The 25,866-nt window shown below is 61.5% G+C and carries 18 protein-coding genes; 12 read left to right on the forward strand and 6 right to left on the reverse strand.

All coding sequences use genetic code 11. From position 1 onward, the window contains the following. On the reverse strand, positions 1–888 hold the full coding sequence (locus I6F20_RS24425; RefSeq protein ID WP_225128131.1) for an aldose 1-epimerase family protein: 888 nt from the start codon (positions 886–888) through the stop codon (positions 1–3). A 181-nt stretch (positions 889–1,069) separates the two neighbouring features. Here I6F20_RS24425 and I6F20_RS24430 point away from each other — a divergent pair, with 181 nt between their 5' ends. The 7 genes from I6F20_RS24430 to I6F20_RS24460 all read left to right on the forward strand — a co-directional run bounded on the left by I6F20_RS24430 (position 1,070) and on the right by I6F20_RS24460 (position 13,411). Further along, positions 1,070–2,173 carry a glycosyltransferase family 4 protein gene (locus I6F20_RS24430; RefSeq protein ID WP_225128382.1) on the forward strand — a complete coding sequence of 368 codons (1,104 nt, stop codon included), beginning with the start codon at positions 1,070–1,072 and terminating at the stop codon, positions 2,171–2,173. A 250-nt stretch (positions 2,174–2,423) separates the two neighbouring features. Continuing rightward, a complete protein-coding gene (locus I6F20_RS24435) occupies positions 2,424–3,563 on the forward strand; it encodes a glycosyltransferase (protein WP_225128132.1) in 1,140 nt (379 codons plus the stop codon). Continuing rightward, positions 3,563–4,903 carry a hypothetical protein gene (locus I6F20_RS24440; protein ID WP_225128133.1) on the forward strand — a complete coding sequence of 447 codons (1,341 nt, stop codon included), beginning with the start codon at positions 3,563–3,565 and terminating at the stop codon, positions 4,901–4,903. The genes I6F20_RS24435 and I6F20_RS24440 overlap by 1 nt, the downstream gene beginning before the upstream one ends. 30 nt (positions 4,904–4,933) lie before the next feature. Further along, the gene (locus I6F20_RS24445; RefSeq protein ID WP_036013938.1) at positions 4,934–6,202 is read left to right on the forward strand and encodes a glycosyltransferase family 4 protein; all 1,269 of its coding nucleotides are present in this window, start codon (positions 4,934–4,936) and stop codon (positions 6,200–6,202) included. Further along, complete coding sequence (locus I6F20_RS24450; protein ID WP_225128136.1) at positions 6,199–7,590, forward strand: hypothetical protein; 1,392 nt, start codon at positions 6,199–6,201, stop codon at positions 7,588–7,590. The genes I6F20_RS24445 and I6F20_RS24450 overlap by 4 nt, the downstream gene beginning before the upstream one ends. A 538-nt stretch (positions 7,591–8,128) precedes the next feature. Beyond that, positions 8,129–12,037 (forward strand): RHS repeat domain-containing protein, encoded by a 3,909-nt coding sequence (locus tag I6F20_RS24455; protein WP_225128138.1) that lies wholly within the window; start codon positions 8,129–8,131, stop codon positions 12,035–12,037. Positions 12,038–12,286: 249 nt separating this feature from the next. Continuing rightward, positions 12,287–13,411, forward strand: a complete 1,125-nt coding sequence (locus tag I6F20_RS24460) for an acyltransferase family protein (protein WP_051057155.1) — start codon at positions 12,287–12,289, stop codon at positions 13,409–13,411. A 25-nt stretch (positions 13,412–13,436) separates the two neighbouring features. Here the strand turns inward: I6F20_RS24460 and I6F20_RS24465 are convergent, their stop codons facing one another. After that, positions 13,437–14,903 carry a lipopolysaccharide biosynthesis protein gene (locus tag I6F20_RS24465; protein WP_225128140.1) on the reverse strand — a complete coding sequence of 489 codons (1,467 nt, stop codon included), beginning with the start codon at positions 14,901–14,903 and terminating at the stop codon, positions 13,437–13,439. Between the two features lie 124 nt (positions 14,904–15,027). On the opposite strand from I6F20_RS24465, the gene I6F20_RS24470 reads away from it, so the two are divergent. Then, complete coding sequence (locus I6F20_RS24470) at positions 15,028–15,861, forward strand: polysaccharide pyruvyl transferase family protein (RefSeq protein WP_225128142.1); 834 nt, start codon at positions 15,028–15,030, stop codon at positions 15,859–15,861. A gap of 1 nt (position 15,862) precedes the next feature. Then, positions 15,863–16,975, forward strand: coding sequence for a glycosyltransferase family 4 protein (locus I6F20_RS24475; RefSeq protein ID WP_050995919.1), 1,113 nt, complete (start codon positions 15,863–15,865; stop codon positions 16,973–16,975). 17 nt (positions 16,976–16,992) lie between these two features. On the opposite strand, the gene I6F20_RS24480 is transcribed toward I6F20_RS24475, so the two are convergent. From I6F20_RS24480 to I6F20_RS24495, 4 genes are read right to left on the reverse strand one after another with little or no spacing between them, the layout of a single operon-like run. Next, a complete protein-coding gene (locus I6F20_RS24480; RefSeq protein ID WP_036013946.1) occupies positions 16,993–18,084 on the reverse strand; it encodes an acyltransferase family protein in 1,092 nt (363 codons plus the stop codon). Then, positions 18,081–19,187: an acyltransferase family protein gene (locus I6F20_RS24485; protein WP_126260563.1), complete on the reverse strand. Its 1,107-nt coding sequence runs from the start codon at positions 19,185–19,187 to the stop codon at positions 18,081–18,083. Before I6F20_RS24485 ends, I6F20_RS24480 begins: the two co-directional genes overlap by 4 nt. A gap of 9 nt (positions 19,188–19,196) precedes the next feature. Further along, positions 19,197–20,534: a hypothetical protein gene (locus I6F20_RS24490; protein ID WP_109145053.1), complete on the reverse strand. Its 1,338-nt coding sequence runs from the start codon at positions 20,532–20,534 to the stop codon at positions 19,197–19,199. A 7-nt stretch (positions 20,535–20,541) separates the two neighbouring features. Next, positions 20,542–21,777: an acyltransferase family protein gene (locus I6F20_RS24495; RefSeq protein ID WP_225128144.1), complete on the reverse strand. Its 1,236-nt coding sequence runs from the start codon at positions 21,775–21,777 to the stop codon at positions 20,542–20,544. A gap of 571 nt (positions 21,778–22,348) precedes the next feature. Here I6F20_RS24495 and I6F20_RS24500 point away from each other — a divergent pair. From I6F20_RS24500 to I6F20_RS24510, 3 genes are all read left to right on the forward strand, one after another. After that, positions 22,349–22,915, forward strand: coding sequence for a hypothetical protein (locus I6F20_RS24500; RefSeq protein ID WP_225128145.1), 567 nt, complete (start codon positions 22,349–22,351; stop codon positions 22,913–22,915). Between the two features lie 31 nt (positions 22,916–22,946). Beyond that, the gene (locus I6F20_RS24505; RefSeq protein WP_225128147.1) at positions 22,947–25,178 is read left to right on the forward strand and encodes a Wzz/FepE/Etk N-terminal domain-containing protein; all 2,232 of its coding nucleotides are present in this window, start codon (positions 22,947–22,949) and stop codon (positions 25,176–25,178) included. 393 nt (positions 25,179–25,571) lie between these two features. After that, positions 25,572–25,859 (forward strand): hypothetical protein, encoded by a 288-nt coding sequence (locus I6F20_RS24510; RefSeq protein WP_036013954.1) that lies wholly within the window; start codon positions 25,572–25,574, stop codon positions 25,857–25,859. Positions 25,860–25,866 lie beyond the last annotated feature (7 nt).

Raw genomic sequence — 25,866 nt, forward strand, 5'->3', positions numbered from 1 at the left:
TCAGGACGATCCGACCTCGATCCGGTAGGATAATTCTTCCTCAGCGCCCGGCGCGATGTGCATCAGTCCCGGCTTGTCGGCGAACTCGCCATGGAAGCCGGCGGGACTTGCGTAGCCGCGCCAGGGCTCGATACAGAGGAACGGCGCGCCTGACGGTTTCGACCAGACGCCGAGCTCGCGAAATCCGCGCCAGGACATTTTCAGCCATGGCCCGGTCGATGCACCTCCCGCCGCGGCATAGCGGACCGAAGTGCTCTCGATGCGGTCGAAGATGATGGCGTCGTCGACGAACAGGGAGTCCGACAAGGGAAGCGAGGTGCCTTTGACCGGGCTCGGCTCCGCTGCCGGCCGCAGCAATCCACCTTCGAGACGGCGGACCGGAGACGGTTCGGCGCTCGCGAAAGTCAGCGCATGGCTCTCCTTCGCCGCGCCGAGCTGCAGCGGCCAATTGAAGGCGGGATGACCGCCGAGCGAGGCCGGCAACGTCTCCTTGCCGGTGTTGGCGATCGTGAGCGTCAGATCGAGGCCGGACTCATCGATCGCATAGGCCGCCGTCAGCCGGAACGGGAACGGATAGAGCGCGCGCGTCGTCTCATTATCATCGAGCACCAGGGTGCAGCGGCTCTCGCCGCGTTCTGCCCACACGAAGCGGCTGTCGCGGGCGAAGCCGTGCTGCGTCATCCGATACGTCCTGCCCTGATGCCGCAATTCGTCATTGGCAAGGCGCCCGACGATCGGAAACAGCAGCGGCGCGTGACGCGGCCATTCCGGCCCCGCCTGCCAAAGGAATTCGGTGCCGCCGCCCTTCAGCGAGCAGAGCTCGGCGCCGTGCGCCTTGACGGTCGCGGTGAGCGAGCCGCAGCGGAAGGAGTGGGTGTCATCGGTCATGGCCGACCTCTACACCCCGGCCTGGCACGCAGCAAGGCGACGCCGGGCCATGCAGGCCGCGCCTCCGAGCCATGCCCGGCTGCGTCATATTTCTGTACCTAACGATTGCTCACGTGCGGCTCCTCCACCGCGAGCTCCCCGCGAACCCGGCCGGAACTCCATGAACCATCGTGGTCCCCAATTGAAATTCTTCATCAACGGCCGCTTTCTGTCGCAAAAGCTCACGGGCGTGCAGCGTTATGCCGCTGAAATGGTCAAGGCGATCGACGTGCTGCTCGCGTCGGAGCAGATTCCGGCCTCGCTGCGCAACGCAGACTGGCAATTGTTGAAGCCCGCGGATGCAAGCGAGGAACTTGATCTCGACCGGATCAAGATTCGCGCTGTCGGCCGGCTGCATGGGCACGCGTGGGATCAAATCGATCTCGCCCGCGCTGCCGCCGGAGGCCGCTTGATCAGCCTGGCCAATTCCGGGCCCGTCCTCCATCGCGACCACATCGTCGTGATTCATGACGCCCAGGTCTTTCGCAGGCCCGACTTCTTCAACTGGCGCTATCTGACCGTCCATCGCACGATGGGGCGGATGCTCGCGCGGCACGCAAGCATCGCAACGGTGTCGGGTTTTTCCCGCAAGGAGCTTGCGGACGTGCTGAATCTCTCGGCATCGCGCATTCCCGTCTTCCCCAACAGCGCCGAGCACTTTGCAGCCACGCAGCCCGATCCCGGCATCCTGGCCCGACTTGGCGTTCAGCCGCAGAAGTTCTTCCTCTTCGTGGGCTCGAAAACCAAGAACAAGAACCTGTCCGTCGCGATCCGCGCCATCCAGCTGCTCGACCGGGCAGACGTTCCCCTGGTCATCGTCGGCGGCGACAACAGCAAGGTCTTTCAGGATAATTCGGGCGAAGGGGCTTCCGGCCTGGTGCTGGCCGGCCGTCTGACCGACAGCGAGATTGCCGCGCTCTATGCGCACGCATCGGCCTTCGTGTTTCCCTCGCTCTACGAGGGGTTCGGCGTGCCGCCGCTCGAAGCCATGATCTTCGGCTGCCCGGTCATCGCCTCGAGGGCCGACGCCGTCGTGGAGACGTGCGGCGACGCGGCTGCGTATTTTGACGCCACGGATTTCGAGGCGCTGAAGCAGCTCATGCTCGAAAGACTGGCAATCGGCGCGATCTCTGACCAGGAACGCCGGCGGCAACAGGATCGCGTTGCATTCTATTCGTGGAAGAAATCGGCGAAGGCGTTGCTCGATCACCTCGCAGCGCCGGCGAACGTCGCCAGCGCTGCGTGAAACGCGGCACGGTTCGCCTATCGCGCGCAACGGTTTTTGCACAAACAGTTTGCAACTCGCAGCTCTTTGCCTGGTTCCATGACTCTTCTTCGTTCTTGCGATGATCGCAAGCGCGAGCGCCTTGGCGCAACATGACCACATCGCTGCCCCAATATCGCTACGTATTCGAGGAACTGTGTTTCGCACTAGCGAACACAGAACAGGGATACAGATGTCCGGCTCTCCAACGCGGCCCTACGCAAGGCAAACGATGAAAGTGCTGCACATCGCCGAAACGATCCGTGGCGGGATCGCGAGCTATCTGAACGAGTTGCATCCTCAACAACAGGCCAGCTTCGGTGCCGAGAACGTACATTATGTCGTGCCGTCGGATCATCGGGGCGACCTTGGCGCAATCGATGACAACCAGATTACAACATTCGAACGATCCGGCCGGAGCGTCGCCGGCCTATTCCAGATGCTGCGTGCGAGCATGCAAGCGCTGGATGCCTTCAGACCGGACGTGGTGCACCTGCATTCTTCCTTGGCGGGGCTCGTGCTCCGGCCCGCGCTGGCAGCCCGCTCAGGCGGACCGCGCGTCGTCTATTGTCCGCACGGCTGGGCATTTTCGCGCGAGACCGGCCGCTTCAGTCATTTGCTGACCAAGTCCGCGGAGAACCTGCTTGCGCGCACCTCCGACCGAATCATCTGCATCTCGAGCGACGAGTATAACGAGGCGGTGCGCGCGGGAATTCCTGCCGACCGCCTCACCGTGGTCCACAACGGCATCTCGAAGAGCCGCACGCCGCAGCCCGTCGCGGCTGACTGGACCTCCAAAAAGGTCAAGGTGCTGTTCATCGGACGCCTGGACCGGCAGAAGGGGTTCGATCTGCTGATCGAAGCGGCACGCGCGCTCGAGGATGTGCTGGACGTCCGCATGATCGGCGCCTCCGTCGTCAACAAGTACGAAGGTCCGACCGTCCCGTCCAACGTGTCCCTGCTGGGCTGGCTCGACCGCCCGATCATCGAGACCCAGCTCGAGGCCGCCGACCTCGTCGTGATCCCGTCACGTTGGGAAGCCTTCGGCCTCGTTGCCCTGGAAGCGATGCGCGCGGCCAAGCCCATCCTTGCGTTCCGTAGCGGAGCTTTGCCCGAGATCGTCGTCGATGGCGTGACCGGCGTGCTTTGCGAGCCCGTCGCGGTCCAGCCGCTCGTGGATGGTTTCCGGCGCGCACTCGACCTCGATCTCAAGGTGCTGGGACAGCGCGGCTACGACCGCTTCAAGCAGCTCTATGACGTCGAGAAGACGCATGCGCAATTGCAGCAGGTCTATGTCGAGCTGCTTCAGGACGACCGGACGCCCGTCGCAACGAAGGCGGCGCTGCAGTCGGATCTCTCCAAGAATTTCTGATGGCTGCACCGCTCCCACGCACCTTGGTTCGCGACAGTCTCCGCCTCGCGAGCCTCATCGCATCCATTCTCCTTCCGGTCTCGGTCTGCGCACAGCAGGCGCAACCGCTCGATGTCCGATTTCTGCTCGGGGTCGGCACGCATCAGGGGCTGGGCGGCCCGGTGAGCGCGCGCGGATACGTGCCTTCGGAAAACGTCGCCCAGATCAAGCAACTCGGTCTCAATTCCTTTCGCGATGATTTTCCCTGGTCCGAGTTCGAGGTTGGGGGACGCCGGATGGGCTTCACACCCCGACTTGGCAGGCTCGAAGCGCAAGTCAAGTCCGGCGTCGCGCGCCCTCTCCTGATCCTCGCCTTCGGCCATCATCTCGTTCCGAATTCCTCGCCACCGACGACGGACGAGGCGCGGCAGCGGTTCGCCGATTATGCGGCGGCGGCCGCGCAATCGGTGGTGGCGCAGCATCCGCTGTTCGAGCTTTGGAACGAATGGAACCTGGCGGCGAAGAAAGATCCTGCGTTCTCGCCGGAAAACTATCGGGCGCTTGCCGAGGTCACGCGGCCGGTAGTCAAGCGGGTGGCGCCGAATGCACCCTTCCTGGTCGGCGCCCTCGGCGACGATCTGGGCTGGACATGGACCGAGAAGATGCTGCGGACGGGCATTCTTCAATATGCGGACGGCGCATCGATCCATCTCTACAATTTCTGCATGGGCCCGAGCAAACGCACCTCGGCCGAAATCATCGACAGGCTGACGGCGTTTCACCGCCTGGTCGGCCAGGCGAGCGGAAACCCCGATTTTCCGATCTATGTCACCGAGACGGGGTGGACCACGGCTGCCACCAATAAATGCGGCGTCAGCGAACAAGCCCAGTCCGACAATAGTGCGCAGCTCATCTTGTGGGCATCAACCGCGGCGCGCTGGCTCAAAGGAATGTGGTTCTACGAACTCAAGGACAGTGGAAAGGACGCATCGGATCTGGAGCACAATTTCGGGCTCTACCGTTTCGACAATTCGCCGAAGCCCGTCGCCTGCGCGGTTCAGGGCGCCTGGGCTTTCATCCGCTCCAGCCTGAGCGCCGAGAAACGCGAGCTCGCCAGCGGCGTCGTGTCGATCAATGCAACGACTACGTCCGGCGCCAGAGTTGCGGTGTGGTCCGAGACTCCCGAGCGGCGTTACGAGGTCCGGATCAAGGGCGATCAGGACGGCGCAACCTTTGCGATGCCGTGCGACTCGGCCGCAAGACCTACGTCCGGTGCCTGGATTCCGGTTTCGACCACGCCGGTTCTCATTGCAGCGAGCAACGGTGCCATGCCCGCTTTGGAGATAAGGCCGGCGCGGTAAGCGCGATTTTGCAAGACATGAGGTTCAGTGATGAAAGTTCTTTTGACGTCCACGCTTTATCCGACGCCTCAGGCCCCCAAGATCGTCGGCGGTGCGGAGATCTTCGCGCGGCGCTTCGCCGAAGGCCTGGTGCAGCGCGGAGACGAGGTCGAGGTGATCCGCAGCGCATCCGCGCCCGAGCAGGCTCGTGAAAGCTGCAACGGCATCAACGTCTATTCTGCGCCGGTGCGCAACTTCCATCTGCCCTTCTCGCTGCCGAAGAACATCGTAAAGCGCAGCATCTGGCATGCGGTCGACGACTGGCAGATGCAGGCGCCGCTGATAGCGGAACGCATCCGGGCCTTCAAGCCGGACGTGCTGCACTCCAACAATTTGTCGGGTCTCACCACCGCGATCTGGCGCGTCGCCGCCCAGCTCGGCGTGCCGGTGCTGCATACGCTTCACGATTATTATCTGACCTGCCCGCGCTGCTCGCGCTTCGACAAGGGACGCTCTTGCGAGCACACCTGCACGAGCTGCGGGATCCTGACCTTCCATCGCAAGCGGGCGACGCACTGGCTGAGCGCCGTGGTCGGCGTGAGCGAGCGCGTGCTGTCGATCCATACCGACATGGGCATGTTCGCGGAGACGCCGATCCGAACCGTGATCCGCAACGCCTCGACCGAGCCGCCGCGCGAGCCCTACCCTCGCCCGGTCTGCACCACGGAAGTGACGTTCGGGTTCATCGGCCGCCTCACTGAGGAGAAGGGCATCGACAACCTGATGCATGCCCTTGCCATGCTGCCCCCCGACCGCATCCGAATGATGATCGCCGGCCGGGTCAGCGAGGAGGAGCAGCGCCGCCTCAAGGCGCTCGCGCCGGATGCGCGCATCGAGTTCATGGGCTTCGTGGCGCCGGACGATTTCTACAGGCAGGTCGACGTGGTGGTCGCGCCCTCGATCTGGCACGACCCCGGTCCACTCGTCGTCGCAGATGCCAAGGCGGCCGGCAGGCCGCTGCTCGGAACGCGCTTTGGCGGCATGCCCGAGGTCATCGAGCACGGCGTGACGGGTTGGCTGACCGAAGCCGATCCCCAATCCCTGGCCGACAGCATGCTTGCAGTCGCGTCTGATCCGCACAAGATCGACGAGATCAGCCGGCGCCTGATCGCAGATACCAACAAATGGGTATTTGCCGACGTGCTGTCATCCTACAAGAATCTGTATGAGCAATTGCGCGAGCAGCGCATGTCGCGCGTGCGCGCAGCAACGACTGAAGCGCCGCGGGCCGTCGGCAAGGAGCGCCTCATTCCGAGATGACACGCCTCTTCGCGATGGCGGGCTACCTCTATCAGAGCGCCGCGGCGATCATCCTGATCTTCGCGATCAGTCATCTGTTGCCCGCCTCCGACTACACCAATTTCTCGCTGGCACTGGCCTCGAGCCAGTTGCTCTGCGTCCTGATGTTCGAGTGGCTGCAACTCGCCGGATTGCGTTTTCTGGCAGCAGCCGGGGAGAACGAGGCGGCGCGGCTGAGGTGGTCGCTCTTTGCCGCGGGCCTGTCGAGCGCAGGCGCGCTCGTCGTGGTCGGCGGCTGCGCATCTCTGGCCAGCGTACTCCCGGCCGGGATCATCGCGCTGGGCCTCGGCATATCCGTGCTTCAGGGCCTGACCGACCTCTATTTGCTGTCGGTCCGCCTGTCCGACCGGCTGGGTGTCGCCTCCTCTCTCCTGGCGTTTCGCGCTACCGCCCTTCTGACCGGAGCCGCCGCGGGTGCGGCGATTTGGGGAACGGCGGAAGCGGCGCTGCTCGGCGTCAGTGCGGGCCACGCCCTGGGCCTGCTCGCGGGGCTGGTGGCCTATCGCACCCCCCTGGAGCGCGTTCCGCTGCGGACGATGCTGGCCGACTGGAAGGATTTCTCCCGCTACGGCATGCTGGCGGCGGGTGCGTCCGTCATCCATCTCTCGGTGCCGGTGCTGCTCCGCTTCATCATCATCGGCCGGCTGGGCGCGACGGGCGCCGGCGCCGGATTCTCGATTGCGCTCGACCTGCTGCAACGCCCGTTCTGGGTCCTCAATGCAGCGATCCACACCGTGAGCTATCCCGATGTCGTGAAGGATTTCGAGCACGGAACCGTCATGAAGTCGGTGCAATCGACGCGGCGAATGTTCGAGTTCATGGTCTGCACGACCCTCGTGCTGCTCGGCGGTCTCGTCGGCTTCATTCCGGATGCAGCCCGTATCCTGGTGCCGCGGGAGAGCCTTGATGGCTTCCTGACGACGGCACCTGTTGTGGCCGTCTTCTATTTCCTGCACACGCATCTCCAAGCGACCGTCGCGGTCGTTCCGCACCTGGAGAAGCTCGCAACGAGGCTCGTGATCGTTGCGGCCGGCCAGCTCGCGATCGTCGCTGCCGTCGCGCTGGCCGCGGCATGGGCCGGCCTGTCGCCGCAACAGGCGGTCGGCTGCGCTTGCCTCGCCACGCTGGCAGCGATTCTGTTTGCGCTCGGTCCGACACTGCGGTTCGAGGCATTCCCGCGCTGGTCACTGGTCGCGCAGGCGCTGGTGGCCGCCGTCCTGATCGGATCACTCGGCGCGATGCCGACCGAGCCCGCGACATGGCTTGCCGGCAAGATCGTGATCGCCGCGCTCGCAACGGCGATCGTCGGATGGCGCGGTGACTTTCTGATGCTGGCCCGTCGCGGCTAGCCCAATTCGCCGCATCCGGCACGGATCGGACACAGCGGGCGAGCAACTGAGCCGTTGGGCCACGGCTCAAATTCAGGTCCTGGACGGAACCATTGCGCCTTCCCGATCAAACCAAGCGGTCATATCCGGGAAAATACGGATACAACCAGTGCGATAAAATCTTTCAGATTGATCGCCCATGAAAATGGCATCTGCCGACTCCCTGTGCCATCCGATGACGCAGACGAAAGAGTCGCACCCCACCGCCGCGTTCGTATGACACGCTCTCAAGCCGAAGCGTTGGATCGAACTCGCACAGCTTGCGCATATATTTAGCAGCGTGAATCGTGGAAATCTTGAAAGCGCCATTCTCACGCCATCCTGCACGGGCATCGCATCAGCATTCTGCTGCAATACGAGTCGAGCTGTTCCTGCACAAGGAACCGCATTTCACTCGCGATTTGTAGCTTCGATTTTTATCTGAAATTCACACTCGACAGAGAAGCTTCGACGCAAATCCCTGCGAGCAATTTCGTTCGCGCTGAAACCCGAGTTTGCAATGCCTGATCAAACCATCCTGTCCGCCAGCAGCTTCATCAACTCCATCGGCGTCAACACGCACGCCGGTTTCGGATGGACCGGCTACAACAACCTCGCGCTGATGGCCGACAGCCTCGAATATATCGGCGTCACCCATCTCCGCGACGCGATGGGGACGAACCCCGCTGCGCAGCCGGTCGTCGAGGGCCTGGCCGCCGCCGGCTACAAGTTCGACTTTCTGGTATCGTCTGCGCTGCCCCAGTCCGGTACGGTCGGGTTGCAGAACTACATCGCCTCGCTCCAAAAATTCGCGACGAGCTATTCGGGCAGCATCACCGCCATCGAGGGGCTCAACGAGGCCAATCACCAGCCCTTCAGCTACAATGGCAGCTCCAGCCTTTCGGCCGCGGCCCAGTTCCAGAGTGCGCTCTATCAGGCCGTCAATGCCAACGCGACGCTCGCCAGCATCCCCGTCTACAATCTGTCACTGGCCTACAACGATCCGCAAGGCTACAGCCAGCTCGGCAACATGTCGGGCTCGGTCGACTATGCCAACGCCCACGCTTATGTCAGCACCGGCCTCAATCCGAGCAGCTCCATTGCGGCGACGCTGAGCGCCGTCATGGCCGCGGCTCCGGGAAAGCCTGTCGTCATCACGGAAACCGGCTACACCACGCAAAACAACACCCAGTATCTCGGCGCCAACGAGATGGTGCAGGCCAAATCGATCCTGAACACGCTTGTCGTCGCCTACAAGGCCGGCGTGAGTGCAACTTACCTCTACGAGCTGTTCGACCGCGACTCGTCTGCAGCCAACACCAATCCCGAAGCCAATTTCGGCCTGTTCAATTCCGACGGCACGCCCAAGCTCGCCGCGACGGCGATTCACAACCTGACGACCATTCTGGCCGACGACGGCAAGGGCGGCCTGCAGCCGACTGACCCATTGAACTACACGTTGAGCAACATGCCGGCCACCGGCAACAGCATGGTGCTCGGCAAGAGCAATGGCGCCTACGAACTCGTCGTCTGGGCCGAGCCGAAGCTCTGGAACGATGCCACCGATACCGAGCTGTCCAATGCGGCCCAGACGGTGACGGTGAACCTCGGCGCCGTCCATCATACCGTGAAGGTGTACGACACGCTGACCGGCACCACAGCGATCGCCAGCTACACCGACGTCAGCACCATCACCATTCCGGTCAGCGATCACCCTGTGATCATCGAGATCGACGCGCCCCCGACCACGCCGCCCGCCCCGGACACAAGGACCAGCGTCACCGGAACGGCTGCGGAGATCGTACCGCAACTGTCCGATCTGAGCGACTCGACGGCGCTGCAGACAATCACCCTGACCGACTCCCACGTCCTGCAGGTCGCGTCGAAGGCGACCATGGACTACATGATCGCCCATTACGGCAACGCGCTCTCGAAGATCCAGGGCGGATATTCGTTCTCGGTGACGAACTCGGCGGCGACCTGGACCAGCACGAGGACTTACGATTCGAGCGGCAAGCTGCTCTCGAAATCCGACACCGGCCTCAATTCAAGCGGACAGCCGACCTCGACCACCATCGTCCACAGCGACGGCTCCAAGGACGTGATCAGCTACACCGGCGGCGTGCAGACGAAGTTCGTTCATGTCGGAACCGACGCAACCCGGACAACCGACACCTACAACACGGCCGGCACCCTGCTGAGCGAAGTCGTCCAGAAGTCCGACGGCTATTACTCCACCACGCTCTACACGAACGGCGTGAAGACAGCCGCCTACGTCAAGAACGCGGACGGCTCGCAGGACAACTATACCTACAACATCACGGGCAAGAGCTTCACCACCCAGGTGCAGCATCTCGACGCGTCGGGGAAGGTCACTTCGGTGATCCGCAGCCATGCCGACGGCTCGCTGGACTCGACCCAGGTCTACAATAGTGACGGCAGCAGCGTGATCACGTTGTACAGCGCCACGGGAGTGAAACAGGTCGAGACCGCCTACCATGCCGATCGCAGCAAGGATGTCTGGACGTACAACATCAAGGGCCAGAACTATACGACCCAGCACGACGTCTACGATTCGACCGGATTCCTCACGACCCTGACGCGCCTGCATGCCGACGGCAGCCTGGCCTTCGAGCTGATGCAGACCGCCGACGGCACCAAGACGACCAACTGGTACAATGCCGCCGGCAGCCTCACCAGCGAGGTGGTCCAAAAGGCCGACGGCTTCGCCTCGACAACCCTCTACAGCAACGGCGTCAAGACGAAAGTTTACATCAAGAACGCCGACGGTAGTCTGGACAACTATGCCTATGGCATCACCGGCCAGAGCTACACCACGCTGATCCAGCACATCGATCCGTCCGGCAAGGTCACGTCCGTCACCCGCAAGCACGCGGATGGCACGCTCGACTACACCCAGGTCGTTAACAACGACGGGAGCAGCGTCGTCACCATCTATGACTCGACGGGAGTACGGACGAAACAATCCGAGTACCACGCTGATGGCAGCAAGGATGTCTTCCTCTACAACATCACCGGCCAGAACTACACGACCGAACACAATGTCTACGATGCAACCGGCTTCCTCACGACGCTGATCCGGAAGCACGCGGACGGCAGCATGGCGTTCAAGCTGGTGCAGAGCAAGGACGGGACCAAGACGACGGACTGGTACGATGCCAAGGGGGTCCTCACCAGCGAGGTGATCACGAAGGCCGACGGTTACAGCTCGACAACGGTCTATACCAACGGCCTGAAAACTGCGGCCTACATCACCAATGCCGACCTGAGCCAAGACAATTACACCTACAACATCACCGGGCAGAGCTATGCCACGCAGCACCAGCATCTCGATCCGACCGGCAAGACGACGGAGGTGACCCGCTGGCACGCCGACGGCACGCTCGACTATACCCAGGTCGTCGGCAGCGACGGTGGCAGCGTCGTGACCAATTACGACGCTTCAGGCCTCAAGAAGATACAAACCGACTATCACTCCGACGGCTCGAGGGATGTCTATCTCTTCAACGTCGTCGGTCAGAACTACACGAAAGAGCACGATACCTACGATACCACCGGTTTCCTGACGCACATCGTGCGGACCCACGCCGACGACAGCCTGGCATTCACCCTTGTGCAGAGCGCCGACGGCACCAAGACCTCGGGCTGGTATGACGCCAAAGGAATTATCACCAGCGAGGTGACGACCAAGAGCGACGGCTACAGTTCCACCACGGTCTACACCGGCGGTATCAAGACCGCTGCCTATATCAAGAACGCCGACGGCACGTCGGACAACTGGAACTACAACATCACAGGCCAGTCCTACACGACGCAGCACCAGCACCTCGATGCCTCGGGCAAGATCGTCGAGATCACAAGGACCCACGCCGACGGCAGTCTGGACTATACCCAGGTCATCAACAATGACGGCAGCAAGCTGACCGACATCTATAACAGCGCCGGCATCAAGACCCAGGAGATCGCCAGCCACGCCGACGGCTCGAGGGACGTCTTCCTGTTCAACTTCAACGGACAGGCCGGCGTCACGCAGCACGAGAGCTACAACACCGCCAAGGCGCTCGAGTTCATCGATCAGACCAAGTCCGATGGCACCCACAACGTCACGGCCGTCGCCAGCGGCGTGACGATCCAGGGCGGGGCCGGCAATGACGTGTTCTCGGCGGCGCCGAACTCGACGACCATCGCGTACGACCACGGCCAGGACCAGATCCTCAACTTCCAGGCCGGCAGCGGGACGACGCACGACACGATCGCGATCTCGAAACTGCTGGCGGAGGACTACAGCCAGCTCCAGATCACGCAGTCCGGCACGAACGCGCTCATCACGTTCTCGGCGACCGACTCGATTCTGCTGAAGAACGTCTACGTCTCCAGCCTGACGAGCCACGACTTCGTGTTCGTTTGAGCCGGTGAGACCTGCCCAAACGGGCGCCAACGTCGCTGGGGCCGGGACCATGTCCCGGCCCCTGATCGCTCGTTGGTCGGGCGCCTGCCTCATCGATGAGCAAAGGGCTCTCTGCCATCCGCAATTGGATGAGCCCCATGAATTCGGAGGGATCGTCGGGTTGTGCCGCCATCGGCCGCCGCGCTTGCGAACTTGCGTCACAATTCGTCTCTAGAAGAGCGACGAAACGTGCAAGGAAACCGAGCCCCGATGGAAGCCAGTGAAGCAAGACGTTTTGTCGTTCTCGACTTCTACCGCTTCGTCGCCGCGCTCGGGGTCTTCATCTTCCACCTGAAGCTGATCGACAAGGGCATCTCACCGGCCTGGAACGGGTCCTATGGCCTGTTCGTGGACATGTTCTTCATCCTGTCCGGGTTCGTGATTTCCTACTCCTATCCTTCAACCTCGACAGGCCCGCGCTCCTATGCGCGCTTCCTCATTAGGCGGATCGCGCGAATCTACCCCTTGCATCTGCTCACATTGTTGATATTCGCGGTCCTTGCTCTCATGGGCATATCCGGTCCGACCTCGCACGCGAGCTTGACGGATTTCATTCAAAACCTCTTCCTCGTGCAGGCGTGGGGTATCACAGATCATCTCAGCTTCAACTCGCCGGCTTGGTCCATCAGCGCCGAGCTGTTCTGTTACCTATTATTCCCATTGTTCATGCTGCTGGCCGGGAGGATCTCGCCGCTGATGCTGGCGATCATCGTCGCGCTCTCTTACGGCATCCTTGCCCATGCTCACCTGCCGATCTGGCAGGAACGCTCTCAGATGTACGGGGCAACTTTCGATTTCGGGATGTTACGGGCGCTTCCGAGCTTCCTGAACGGGATTCTCCTAACCGTCCTGTTCAGGCTCTCGAGCGACTATCGCAAGAAGCCGGTTGCATTCGCCGGAATAGCGCTGTTTGCCGTCTCGGTTCTGGTTCTCAACTTCTTTGCCAAGCCCGACCTTGCAATCATACTGTTCTCTCTCGCGATCCTCGTCACAGCCACGGGAGAAAGCGCCTTCGCGCGGTTTCCCGGCTCCGATTGGCTCGGCCGCCTCGGCAACACGTCATATGCCATCTACATGATGCACGAAGTGCTGTTGATCCTGCTCTTCAAGCCGGCCTGGCACTATTTCGGACTTCAGCCAAGCATGTTTCCGGTGTTTGCATTGGTCTGCTGCATCGTTCTGACAGTCGTTGCCGACGTGACATATCGCTACGTCGAAGATCCCGCTAGAAGATTGATCAACCGGCTTGCGCCTGGCGGGGCAAGATCAGCCCGCGTCCCGAAGCCCGAGCCGCTCGATCTTGCCGAGGCCAGACAGGCGGCCAACGCAAGCTAGCTGGTGCGTGCAGGCCGAATTCTGGCTAGGTCTTAGACGATCGCCGCACACGACCCCAGACTTCCTGGCATATCCGCACCACGGCCGGCCGGGCGACCGCCATGACAACGGCAAGATAGACCGAAGAACCAAGCAGCACGAGCGCGGAGAGACGCAGCCATGGCGACGTGGCCGGCATGGTAACGGAGGCAGCAACCACCGCGCACGCCATCACCGCGGAGCCCGCAAGTGCCGGCATCAGCGCCGCGGCATAGGGCCTGATGCCGAGCGCCAAGATCCGCATCGAGGCTCCGGCGGACAGTGGATACAGCAACAAGGCGCGAACGACGTAGCCGACAGCGATGGCGATAAGGCCAAATGGCGCAGCGAGGATGAAGATCGTTATGTTCGAAACCGCGTATATCAGCGTCAGCCAAGTCTGCCAGTGCGGTTTGCCGAATGCAAGGATCACCGAGTGATTGTAGAGGCCGATCGTGGTCAAGAACCCGGTGATCGACATGATCGCGAGTAGAGGGGCGGCCTCGCCCCACTTGGATCCGAAGAAACCGACGATGAGATCCGGTGCCAGAGCCGCTATGCCCGCGAAAAGCGGGGCCGTCAGCAGTGACGTGTACTTGACGAAGTCGACCAGCGTCGAACGCGATGCTTCCCGGTCATGCTGGAGGCCAGCGATGGTCGAAAAGAACACGCGGTTCAACGCATTCCCGATCACGGTACTCACGGCGTTGACCAGGCGCTTGGCAAGGCTGTAGAAGCCCGCGCCGGCGGCGCCGGTATACCAAGTGACGAAAATCAGATCGGAATTGGCATTGGCAAAGTTCGTGATTCCCGTCAGCGCCACGTAGCGCGCATAGCTCAGGAGATCGATAACAGCCTGCCGGCTGACCCGGAGCCGAGGGCGCCAGGGCGTCAGGATCCAAAGGCTGACCAGCGAGATCAACGAAGTCGAGACGAGCTGTCCGACCAGCGCAACGACCCCGTAACCCTGTATCGCCAGCGCGATCCCTACGGCTCCGCCAACCGAGATTGAAGAAAGCGAACGGATGGCGAGGGATCGAAAGAGTTGATTGCGCGTCAGCCAGGCTTCGTGCGTCCGTGACAGGCCTTGCACGGCCACCACGATGCAAAATCCTTTGAGAACGATGGCAAGATCCGAAAGACCGGAGAATCGTTCGATGGCGCCGCTCGAGGCGAACAGTGCGAGTGCTGCAAACAAGGAGAGGCCCGCGATGAGCCAAAACGAGGCAGTGTAATCCTCATCCTTCGGATCGGGACGCGCCTGGACGGCAATCGCGATGCTTTCGATCAGGACTGCCCGGCAGAACTCGAGCGCCAGCGCTCCCGTTGCCACGATGCCGAGAATCTGCGGCGACAGCAGCCGCGCCATGATCATGTAGATTGCGAGCGTGAGCGCCTGCCCGACCGCGGAATCGAGCGCCGACCAAATGACGCCCGAAACGATCGAGCGCGGCTTGATAATCTCGTGGCGCAATTGGAAGCCTGTCACAATTCGGGGTTAGGTCGACATTCGTCGATGAGCCATTGGCTGCTATGGTCCAATAGTCGCCTTGTTTACGAGGACACTACGGCAAGAAAGCAGCTACATCCGAGGCAGCATGAATTTTCGAGGCAATCTACGACGGCTGATCAACGAGGTCGGCTGCGACTTTATTCATCAACTGCCCTATCCGCACGTGGACTTGTTCTTCTGGCGTCCCGACGACGGAACGATCAATTTCGGTGATCATCTTTCGATCGTTGTCGTTGACCATCTCTTGCGGCAATTCGGCTATACGCTCGTCGATGAGGTGCCGCGGCAAGCGCGCTTGTTCGCGATCGGCTCCGTGCTCCACTACGCGCGAAATGGCGATGTGATCTGGGGAAGCGGCGTAAACGGACGCCCCGGCCAAGGTGACCTCAACCATCGCGTGCAGAATTTGGACGTGCGAGCGGTGCGCGGCCCCCGTACCCGGGAAGTTCTGCAGCGCCGGGGCATCGCGGTTCCCGAAGTGTTCGGAGATCCGGCCTTGCTGCTTCCTCAGCTATTTCCAAATCGTTTTCGCCCTACTGCCAAGAAGCCGTGGGTGTTTGTTCCGAATTTGCACGATTTGAACATCGTCGACCCTGCCGCCGATACGGTGGTCTCACCGCTCGGATCCTGGAACCGGCGAATTGACGCCATTCTCGAAGCTGAACTGGTGCTGGCCAGCTCGCTCCACGGCATCATCGTCGCCGAGGCATTCGGGATACCTGCTCGATACGTACGGCTGAGCAGCGGAGAGGCCGAGTTCAAGTATCATGACTATTATGAGGGCACCGGCCGGTTCGCCGTCGAGTTTGCGACGAGTATTGACGAAGGTCGCGAGATGGGGGGAGCTGCGCGCCTCAACTTTGATCATCGTGCCTTGATGAGTGCATTCCCGATCGACCTCTGGAGCGGAAAGAACTAGCATGGCCAAGCGCCTTCGCGTGGCCATCTACGCGCCGCATTTTGCGGAATATTCCTACCGGCTCGCATCGGGACTGGCGCATCATTGCGACGTTCGGCTTGTGCTCAACCGCAAAGACGCGAACCAGCAATGGGAGCTTGCCGATATCGCTGTGACGGCGCCGTTCGAGACACGGATTCGCGACCTCAGTCTGCGGCGCGGCGGCGCAATCGGCATCCCTGCCTCGTTCATCGACATAATTTCCTTCCGCCCGGACGTGATCCATTGTCACGAAGTTCCCGAGATCTACACGTCCAAGCTGATTCAGCTCCTGCGTCCGCTCGGCATTCCCCTGGTGCTGACCGTTCACGATGCTATCCCGCACTCGGAGGGCGGCTCCGGCACCTCGCCCCGTGAAGATGCCTGGCGCGGACGCATGCGTGCGGCCGCCTCGATCGTCACGACGCACGGCGAGAGCTGCATTGCAGATTTTCATCGCGCCTCGCCCGACTTCAAGGGCGAGACGGTTTCCAGCATGCACGGCGTGCTGATGGTTCCGCCGGACAAAAGCTCGTTCACCGAGCCCGAATCCGGACGCATCCTGTTTTTTGGACGGATGTGGGCTTACAAGGGCCTCGACGTTTTCATCGACGCGATCGACATGTTGGCCCAGCGCGGCGTCGCGCATGAAGCGATCGTCGCCGGGCGCGGCCCCGAGATGACACGGCTCGGCGCCCGGATGGAGGCAATGCCGACGGTCAAGACCATCAATGCCTACATTTCGCCTGCGGATACCGGACGTCTATTTCAATCTGCTACGGTGGTTGCCTTGCCCTACAAGGATGCATCACAAAGCGGGGTGCTCGCATCCGCCTATGGGAATGCGCGTCCCGTCGTCGCCAGCGCCACCGGTGGCATTCCCGACGTCGTGACGGACGGCGTCAATGGTCTCCTGGTCCCTCCCGGCGATGCCACTGCGCTCGCCGATGCACTCGAGCGCGTGCTGACGTCGAATTCACTCGCCACAACGTTGGCTGACGGCGCGCGGCAGACCGCGGCCGGCCCTCTGAACTGGGACCACATTGCCGAACGGTTGCTTGGATCCTATCACAGGCTCGCCGGTCGTACCGTGTGAGCGCGACACGCGCTTTCTCAAGCCGATTGCCCCACTTTCAGCGGTCGAAAGAACGTGCTGCGGAACGCGCCGTCCAGCAAGCGCCTCAGCCGGACCTCGATCAGTTCATAGCTGATCGCACTTGCAGCCAGTGACATCACCAGCCCGAGTCCGATGAAAGCCGCCCATAGCAGCCAGCGGTCGACGCCGGCGGCAACCAGCTTCAGGCCAACCACTTGCAAGGGGAAGAGCACGAAGGGGTGCACGAGATAGAGGCTGTAGCTGATCTTGCCGATATATTGGAGCGCCGGCGTGCTCAGGGCCTTCCCGAGGCCTGATTCCGGGGCGAGCACCATGGCGAACAGCAGAAATCCGGGAATGAGGCCCACGAACGGATGAAACAGCACCAGGCTCGCGTACAGCGCGGCCCCGCAGACGAGCCCTGCGACCAGACCGAGCCGGCCGGGAATGGAAATGCGAAATCCCGTCGCGCTGAACAGCATCCCGATGCAGAAGAACGCGGTGATCGGCCAGCGCATCAGGCAGGCCACGCCCAGCAGGATCAGAGGCGCAGCCAGCAGCCTGCCGCCGGCGCGCCACATCGAGAATGTCAGCGCAAACCAGATGTAGAATGCCCACTCATAGGTCAGCGTCCAGGCATTCTGCTGGGCAATGGGCAACCCGAGCGCGTCCTGCACGAAGAACAGGTTGGCCGCAAAGATCGCGAGATAGCTGGTGAGATCGATCCCGCGGAAGAACTTGTAGGCCACGATCGGCCCGATCGCGAACAGCGCAAGATGCAGCACGACGAACACCGGCATGATGCGCAGGACGCGGTCGAAGAAGAACCGCGACAGCGAACCGTGGCGTATCAGACTGGCCGGGATCAGGAAGCCGCTGATCATGAAGAACAGCTCGACACCGTGCCCGCCGACATTGATCACCGACTGCAGCCAGGGCCAGAGCGGCGGCAGAAAACCGGGATTCGGGATGTCGTACATGCCTGCCTTCGGCATGTCGTAGAAATGATCCATCAGCACGCTCAGCGCCGCGATGGCACGAAGGCCCTGGACCGAAGGAAGGAACGATCCATCATAGGCGGCGCCCGGCTGGTGAGGTGCCTTGATCACTCTGCGGCACCCTGGGTGCTGAGCACTGGCTCGAGGACGACAGGCTTTCTTCGCGCGGAGCGGAATCTTTGCCCGAAGGAAATGCTGGGCTTCTCGATGAACGTGTATGTCATCCAACTGACGAGGATCGACAATGCCAGGATGACGACCAGGAAGATCGACCATCCGAGGGGTCCGTCGCCGAACCATACCAGGCGGTGGACGTAGACGATCACGAACGGCGACATCAGGTAGACCGAATAGCTGATCACGCCGACGAATGCCATCGGGCGCCAGGCCATCCGTTCGCCGAACACGGCAAAGCCGATGAAGACAAGCGCCGCGCAGATATAGGCCGATCCGATCGAATAACTGTAGAAGAAATTCTCGTGATACACGCCGCCGAACCGCCGGTCGGACAGGGTGGCGGCGAAGACCGCATACAGAAGCGTGCAGACGGTCACATGCGTCCACCGCAGCTTGCCGCCAATGACGGTGTCGCGGATGATCTTGCCCAGGAACATCGCCGAGAGGTTCAAGCCGACCTCCATCACCGAGGAGACTGCCCTGCTCTCAACGAAAAGTGCAGCTGTGGTTCCCACCAGCGCGGCGGCAACGACGATGGTCACCGCCGTGAAGCGCCGGTTGAGCAGCCCCATCGCAAAGAGAATGGTGCATCCGACGTAGAACAAGAGTTCGATCGCCAGCGTCCAATAGAACACCCAGAGATTCGGGACGTTCACGAAAGTCTGCAACATCGTCACGTTAGCGGCGATCTGCCCCAGCGGAAAACTCTTCGAATCCAGCAGCTGCACCGACACGAGCCCGACAACGATCGAAGTCCAATAAGCCGGATAGAGCCGGAAGAAGCGGCTGATCGTAAAATCGCGCACAGGCGTGGCGCTGTCCGGGAAGCTGAACGGAATGACGAAGCCGCTCACGAAGAAGAACAACACGACCCCGAACCGGCCAAAGTTCATGTAGTAGCCGAATATGTCGTGGAGGGGCCCGTAATAGACACCCGTCGGGTGCTTTTCCAGGATGACCTCGAATACGTGCTGGACCAGGACGGCCAGCACGGCAATGCCGCGCAGCGTGTCGATGAATGCGAGCCGTTTATGCATTGTTCGTTCTCACCTGCTTCCGCTCGCCGCCGGTACATCCGGGCGGAAGCCTTCTAATGACGGCATCGGTGGCCGTACGATGATTGGCACGGTGTCGCCCGCCCGCGCGGTGGTCGCGCGCCGCGAGAACACCTCGCTGAAGCTCAACGCGATGATCAGCAGGCCGGACGCCGGGCCGTAATTCAGAACGGTGATCGTGAACAAGTTGACGACGAAGATCAGCGTCAGCTTGTAGACGTCGGTCGTGCCGAACGTCGCCCGGAATACCATCACCATGAATGCGACGAACGGGAGTCCGAACATCAGATACGTGCCGATGTAGAAATTGTCGACGGGAACCCAGAAGGCGGCGAGCGGCGAGAACAGCTTCTGCGGATAGTTGAAGCAGCCCACGCCGCAGCCGGTCACGAGACCAACGGGCATGAGCTGGCTCAGGTAGACGAACGGCAGTTGCCAGCTGTTGTTGATGCGGTCGACGATGCTGAACAGGGTCGTGTGCGGCACCGCGGCGGTACCCGAAGCGAGCACGATCATGAAGAACGGCACCAGGATCGCGGCAAACGACCACAATGCAATGTTCCGTATCGCGGTGAAGCGCGACTTCTCCGGGAGCATCCGCACGAACACCAGCAGAATCAAGTAGAGCACGAGGACGATCATGGTCGTCTTGCTGGTCGTCAGACGGATGATGTAGACCGCAAGGGAGCCGTACAGAAGGCACCAAATCGTGCTCTTACGGATCGACGTAATTGCGAAGGACACGAGTATGAAGAAGGCCGCCATGGTACTTTCGGCAGCAAAGCCCGTGAGACGCTGATCGTCACCGCCATAGGCCCACCATAAGCGACCCGCCTCACGAACGGCGCCGAAGGACTCATATTTGTATCCGACCCAGGGCATGAAGTAGAATTTCGTCAGCAGCACGCCGATCAGCGAGAGGTAGAACGTCGCGGCGATGACCGACAGCAACTTCTTGTAGGAGCCCAGACTGGCGTCGCAGAAACAAAATCCGACGAACACCGGGAGCATCATCTTAAACGACGACATCGCCGCGTTGACCGTCCCCAGCATGAAGTAGCCGAGCACCAGCGACAGCATGATCTGCACGAGGACAACTGCAGCCATGATACTGCGATTGCGCAAGATGCAATGCACGATGAACTGGACCAGGCACAGAAGCGCAATGCCATCCGGCACGAACCAAAGCGCGTCCAAATGCATGATGCTGGTGTAGTACCGCATCATACCGCCGAAGGCATCCCGGACCAGATAGGCTGCGAGCGCGATCGCCTCGATATTGAGGCTGATCAGCATCATCCTGCGGGGTTGCAGCGCGAAGGTGCTCATGCGCGGCTCAGTTGCTCAGCCGCGCCGATCGGGCGGGGGATGGCGCAAAATCCGGGGGGCTTCCGAATGCATTTCGCAGGAGCCTGCCGCCGGGAATTTCGACATAGAGATAGGTGAGGTGCGAAACCGCGAGCACGGCGGCCAGTGAAACGACGAGATTCAGCGTCGCCGGCAGGCCTGCCCAGATCGAATCCAGGGGGGCGATTCGCCCCGCCCCCACGCCCCGCACGAAGTATTCAGCCAGCAGCACCACGAGCGCGTGCACCATATAGATCGAATACGAACGACGCCCCAACCAGATCAGCGGCTTGGCCACCAGGATCCGCGGCACCAGCAGCGCATCCGGAAAGGCCACCAGGCTGCCGAGGAAGATCGCGAACATCACTGGCGCGAGGAAGGTCGCGGCAGGATTGGCCTCCGCCAGGGACACCAGGACGATGCTCGCGATCATGGCGACGAATTGCAATGCGCCCTGCACGGCAGGCCCCGGCTTGGCCGGCAGGCGATCGACGATCCTCACCATCAAGACGCCCAGGAAAAAGCCGACGAAGCAGCGTAGCAAGCCGAAATCCGTCTGAAGCTCGATGCTCTTCTTTTCGAGCACGAAGATGATGAAGACGAGACTTCCGACCGCGAGCAGCCCGGAGAGGACATAAAACCACGCCAGCGAGCGCATGCGCAGGGCAATGAGAACGATCAGACCAAACACCAGGTAGGTGTAGAACTCAACGCTGATGCTCCAGCTCGGCGCATTCCAGCTGAGATAGTCGATGAACCCCATCGAGTGGAGAAGCAGGACGTTGAGGCCGAAGGAATAGGCATTGTTCACTTCGAACGCCGCAGGCGCGGCGACGACCACCCCCGCCATGACCAGGCCGATGCGCAGCAGGCGAAAGACGAGGTTTGCCAGCAGCATGACGATATGCAGCGGGTAGACTCGCGCCAGGCGCCGTACCATAAATTCGCGCAGCGAGAAGCGCGTGAAGTCGTTCTCGACATAGCTGAGCGCCATGACCATTCCGCTGAGAACGAAGAACAGATCGACCAGCAGCCATGCACTCCTGAAGAAGGAGCAGTTGATCCAGGCGTTGTGCGGGAATGCCGCGAGAAAGGTTGGCATCAGCAGCAGATGGTGGATCACCACGGAAGTCGCGGCGATCCCCCGGATGCTGTCGAGCGGCAGGACGTGCGCCTTCTCACGATGAACCAACTCCGTCACATCAACATTCCGTAGCTGTTGCACCGCAGCAGTGTGTATCAGGTCTCAACGCGTGATCAATCTCTGCAATCGCGGAGCCGCATTCGATGCATGACGACCGACAATAATTTCAAAGCTTGCAGATCATTCGGACATGCGAGCGCCAAGTTCATGCCACTTTTCATCCGACGTGCGCCTGCTTCGGCGCGCAAGCCAATCGACATGGGATGATTGCGAGTATTTGCGCGCAAAGTGTGCGCGAAATTCGGCACTGTTGCGATCGAGGCCCTTGCAGCACATTGATTGCTGCGTGCCAATGTCGCGCGAAAAAATCTTTCGCCAATGGGGAACAATAAACGCGCGTCGTGACTTGTGTGTCGGTTTTGCGACGAGCGGCTGCGCGAGTGCCCGATATGTTTTCAGGTTGCAACATTCATGGGCGTGATTTGCCGATCTCGCAGGCATTGTAGAACTTGTTTTTGCAACCGGCGAACAAGCGGGCTCGCGTTTGTTTTGTCGCCAGCTTTGCACCAGCTTTTGCGTCGCACAAAAAGATGACACAGTTACCTGTCAAGTTTCGCCTGTTCTCTTATTGCAACAGAAGCAAGGAACACGGATGGGCCGCGGACTAACACGTCGTCATGCGCAGCCGCGATGGCTAGCGATTGTCTTGATTGGTTCTGCGCTGATCGTGTCGAGCGCCGGTGCTTGCCGCGCGCAGTGCGTCGAATTCTCGGACCGCGCCTCGCAACTCGAACTCGACACCTTCGTTAAGTCGCCGTCCTCGCTCCTCGAGCGGTTGCGCAATGACAAGGAGAAGTTGCGGTATTGGCTCGCGCGCTATGTCGCGACGAATCCGTCGGTCCTGCCGTCCGTCCAGACGCTCATCTCGGCGTCGGCTTCAGCCGATCGCTCGTCCATCGGCGCTGCGCTGCGCCTTGCCGAAGCACGTTGCACGTCCACCAAGCCGGACGCCGCGCGCAAGATCAGGGATTTCGTGCAGCGGATCGGCGATCTCAACGTGCAGGCCGGTTATTCCGGGGCCGGAGAGGACAGCTCCGGCGTCCAGGCCCAATCGCAAATCAAGACCTCGCCGCAGCCGGGCCGTGGCGGAGCACTGCTCGAAGGCGAGTGGAGAACCAAGCTGGCCAATCCATTCAAGCCCGTCCCCCTTCCGAATTGATCCATGATCGTCAAAGGCAGCGAATTAGCACATGTACCAGCCTAGGGAACATTTCCAGTCGGGGCACCGATTCGGCATCGAATTCGGCGGGGCGGTCCTCAGCTTCGAGCGCGTGGCCGACGTCCTTCGCCGCCAATGGCCGATCATCGCGGTCTGTACGGGAGCTTCGCTGGCCCTGGTGATCGTCTACCTGGCCATGGCGCAGCCCATGTATACGGCAAATGCCCGCATCATGATGGATACGCGGCAGACGCAAGTTCTGGACAAGGACAGCAACGCCAGCAGCGCCCTGATCGACACGGGTTACGTCGACAGCCAGGTGGAGATCATCAACTCGGACGACCTCATTCTGTCCGTCGTCCGCCGCCTGAAGCTGACAGAAGACCCGGAGTTCAACGGCTCCAAACCCGGCCTGCTCTCTATCATCATCGGCAAGCTGACATCGCTATTCGGCTCCGGCGAACCAGCAAGCCAGGAGCGAATCGAACATGCAGTCGTCCAGCAGGTTCAGAAGAATCTGCGTACGGAGCGCGTGCTGACGACATATGTGCTGTCGCTGAGCTATAAAGCGCGGAGCCCCGACAAAGCCGCCAAGATCGCCAACGCGATCGCCAATGCCTATCTCGTCGGCGCCCTGGAGGCCAAATATCAGTCCACCAAGCGGGCCACCGAATGGCTGCAGCAGCGCAGCCTCGAGCTGAGCGAGCAGGCATCGGCCAGCGATCGCGCCGTCCAGACCTTCAAGGCCGAGAACAACATCGTCGGAACCAGCCGCGGCCTAATGTCCGAGCAGCAATTGTCGGACCTCAACACGCAGCTAGTTCAGGCGCGGGCTGCGACCGCCGAAGCCAAGGCCCGGCTTGACCGGATCGACACGATCTCCGATCAGGATGTTGCGCAATCAACCGTGACGGATGCCCTCAACAACTCGGTGATCACCCGTCTGCGCGCTCAATATCTCGACCTACAGGCCCAATATTCCGACTGGTCCAGGCGCTACGGCAAGACCCACCTTGCGGCAGTCAATCTGGCCAACAAGATGGACGAGCTGCGCAAGAACATCGCCGACGAGGTGCGTCGGATCGCCGACGCCTATCGCAGCGACTACGAGATCGCGAAGAGCCGGGAGGCCTCGCTCGAGAAGAACGTAAAGGACCTCGTCGCCCAGGCCGGCAACAAGGGCCAGGCCGAGGTCAAGCTGCGCGATCTCGAAAGTGCCGCCGACACCTACCGCAATCTCTACAACAACTTCCTGGAAAAGCTGCAGAGCGCGACGCAGAACCAGAGCTTTCCCCTCAGCGAGGCCCGCCTCATCAGCACCGCCACCAAGCCGGACCGCAAGAGCTCGCCGCGAACGGTCCTCGCCCTCGTGGGCGGCCTGGTCGGCGGCCTCTGCCTCGGCTTCGGCGCGGCATTTGCGCGTGAACTGCTGAGCGACGTGCTGCGGACCCCCGGCGAGGTCGAGGATGAGCTCGGCGTGAAATGCCTCGGCGTGCTGCCGGACATACGTCCGCCGACGACGGCCGGCACGTTGCTCCCGACGTCAGCGAAGACCGGCCCTCCCGATCTGTCCCGCTACGTCGTCGATCATCCGTTCTCACGCTTTGCCGAGACCTTGCGCAACATCAAAGTTTCGATCGACGTCGCGCGTCTGACCCGCGAGATCAAGGTGATCGGCATCGTCTCCTCGCTACCAAAGGAGGGCAAGACGACGGTGGCCGCCAATTTCGCGCAGCTGATCGCCCTCACCGGGCATCGCACGGTTCTGATCGACGGCGATCTGCACACGCGCTCGCTGACGCGGGAGCTCGCGCCCAACGCCAAGACCGGCCTCGTGGAGGCTCTCAACGATCCCGCGAACCTCGGCTACCACGTGCAGCGAAGCAAGGAGACGGGACTGGATTTCCTGCCCTCCGTGGTGGCCTCGCGCATGGTCAATTCGGCCGACGTCATCGGATCCAAGGCAATGGCCGAGCTGCTCAAGGTGCTGAGGGAGCACTACGAGTACATCGTGATCGATCTCGCCCCGGTGATGCCGGTGGCCGATTCCAAGGCCGTTAGCTTCCTGATCGACGCCATGGTCTACGTGATCGAATGGGGCCAGACCACGCGAACCGCTCTGCAGGAGTCGGTTTCGGGTTCGGAAGTCCTCCAGAAGAAGCTGATCGGCGCCGTGCTCAACCGCGCGAACCCGAAGATGCTCAAGCGCATCGAGGCCTACAAGGGCAAGCACCACAACAGCTATTACGTCGAGCACGCCTAGGCGGAGGCGAGGCGCCGCTCCCACTGAACAACTGGAATGAGCTCGGGCCCGTTGCCGATTGGCAGCGGGCCTTATTCGTGCTTGGCGGTCGCTTGAAGGGCATCCCGTGCGCCCTCGCGCACGGACCGAGATGCGGCGAGCGCTCCGGACCTGCTCGCGGGCTCCGTATTCGTCCGGAATCCACAACTTGCAGTTATTGCTCTAGCCAAAAGCAAGGATTGACGGATACGGTGGTCGCCAAGAGAGTGCGCTTTTGGGCCATCGTCCATCGATAAGACGAGACAATCCGAGCCTTGAGGCCTGAAAATGCCGAAACTTTAGGCATCTTTCTTTCTCCGTTCCCCGGGGCTAATCTCGGCTCATTACTCGCAGTTATTTTTCCGGTAGGCTCGGATGCTGATCGTCCTGACGATTTTGACTATTTGGGTCCTGCTCAACATCCTGTTCGTGTTGATCGTGGTCCCTCCACGCAAGCCGCTCCGCCACCCCATGGCGACGACGCTCTCACCCGCGCCCATCGACCCGAGCCGGCGCCAGATCGAGCAGGACGAGCCTTTCTCGATCCGCCATGTCATCGTCTCCGTCGCAATGGGAGCCTTCTTCGTGCTCGTGCCGCCGCTGCTCGCGCTGCGCGATGCGATCATGCGGCTCTTCCGCAGGCCGCCGCGAAATGGAACCTGAGCCCCGG

It is taken from the genome of Bradyrhizobium sp. IC3123 (assembly GCF_020193625.1).
GTDB classification, from domain to species: domain Bacteria; phylum Pseudomonadota; class Alphaproteobacteria; order Rhizobiales; family Xanthobacteraceae; genus Bradyrhizobium; species Bradyrhizobium yuanmingense.

What these genes read in the sequence shown, in the direction of transcription:
- I6F20_RS24425 (WP_225128131.1), bottom strand. Translation starts at nt 888, where the DNA reads ATGACCGATGACACCCACTCCTTCCGCTGCGGCTCGCTCACCGCGACC.
- I6F20_RS24435 (WP_225128132.1), top strand. Translation starts at nt 2,424, where the DNA reads ATGAAAGTGCTGCACATCGCCGAAACGATCCGTGGCGGGATCGCGAGC.
- I6F20_RS24440 (WP_225128133.1), top strand. Translation starts at nt 3,563, where the DNA reads ATGGCTGCACCGCTCCCACGCACCTTGGTTCGCGACAGTCTCCGCCTC.
- I6F20_RS24445 (WP_036013938.1), top strand. Translation starts at nt 4,934, where the DNA reads ATGAAAGTTCTTTTGACGTCCACGCTTTATCCGACGCCTCAGGCCCCC.
- I6F20_RS24450 (WP_225128136.1), top strand. Translation starts at nt 6,199, where the DNA reads ATGACACGCCTCTTCGCGATGGCGGGCTACCTCTATCAGAGCGCCGCG.
- I6F20_RS24455 (WP_225128138.1), top strand. Translation starts at nt 8,129, where the DNA reads ATGCCTGATCAAACCATCCTGTCCGCCAGCAGCTTCATCAACTCCATC.
- I6F20_RS24460 (WP_051057155.1), top strand. Translation starts at nt 12,287, where the DNA reads ATGGAAGCCAGTGAAGCAAGACGTTTTGTCGTTCTCGACTTCTACCGC.
- I6F20_RS24470 (WP_225128142.1), top strand. Translation starts at nt 15,028, where the DNA reads ATGAATTTTCGAGGCAATCTACGACGGCTGATCAACGAGGTCGGCTGC.
- I6F20_RS24475 (WP_050995919.1), top strand. Translation starts at nt 15,863, where the DNA reads ATGGCCAAGCGCCTTCGCGTGGCCATCTACGCGCCGCATTTTGCGGAA.
- I6F20_RS24485 (WP_126260563.1), bottom strand. Translation starts at nt 19,187, where the DNA reads ATGCATAAACGGCTCGCATTCATCGACACGCTGCGCGGCATTGCCGTG.
- I6F20_RS24490 (WP_109145053.1), bottom strand. Translation starts at nt 20,534, where the DNA reads ATGAGCACCTTCGCGCTGCAACCCCGCAGGATGATGCTGATCAGCCTC.
- I6F20_RS24500 (WP_225128145.1), top strand. Translation starts at nt 22,349, where the DNA reads ATGGGCCGCGGACTAACACGTCGTCATGCGCAGCCGCGATGGCTAGCG.
- I6F20_RS24505 (WP_225128147.1), top strand. Translation starts at nt 22,947, where the DNA reads ATGTACCAGCCTAGGGAACATTTCCAGTCGGGGCACCGATTCGGCATC.
- I6F20_RS24510 (WP_036013954.1), top strand. Translation starts at nt 25,572, where the DNA reads ATGCTGATCGTCCTGACGATTTTGACTATTTGGGTCCTGCTCAACATC.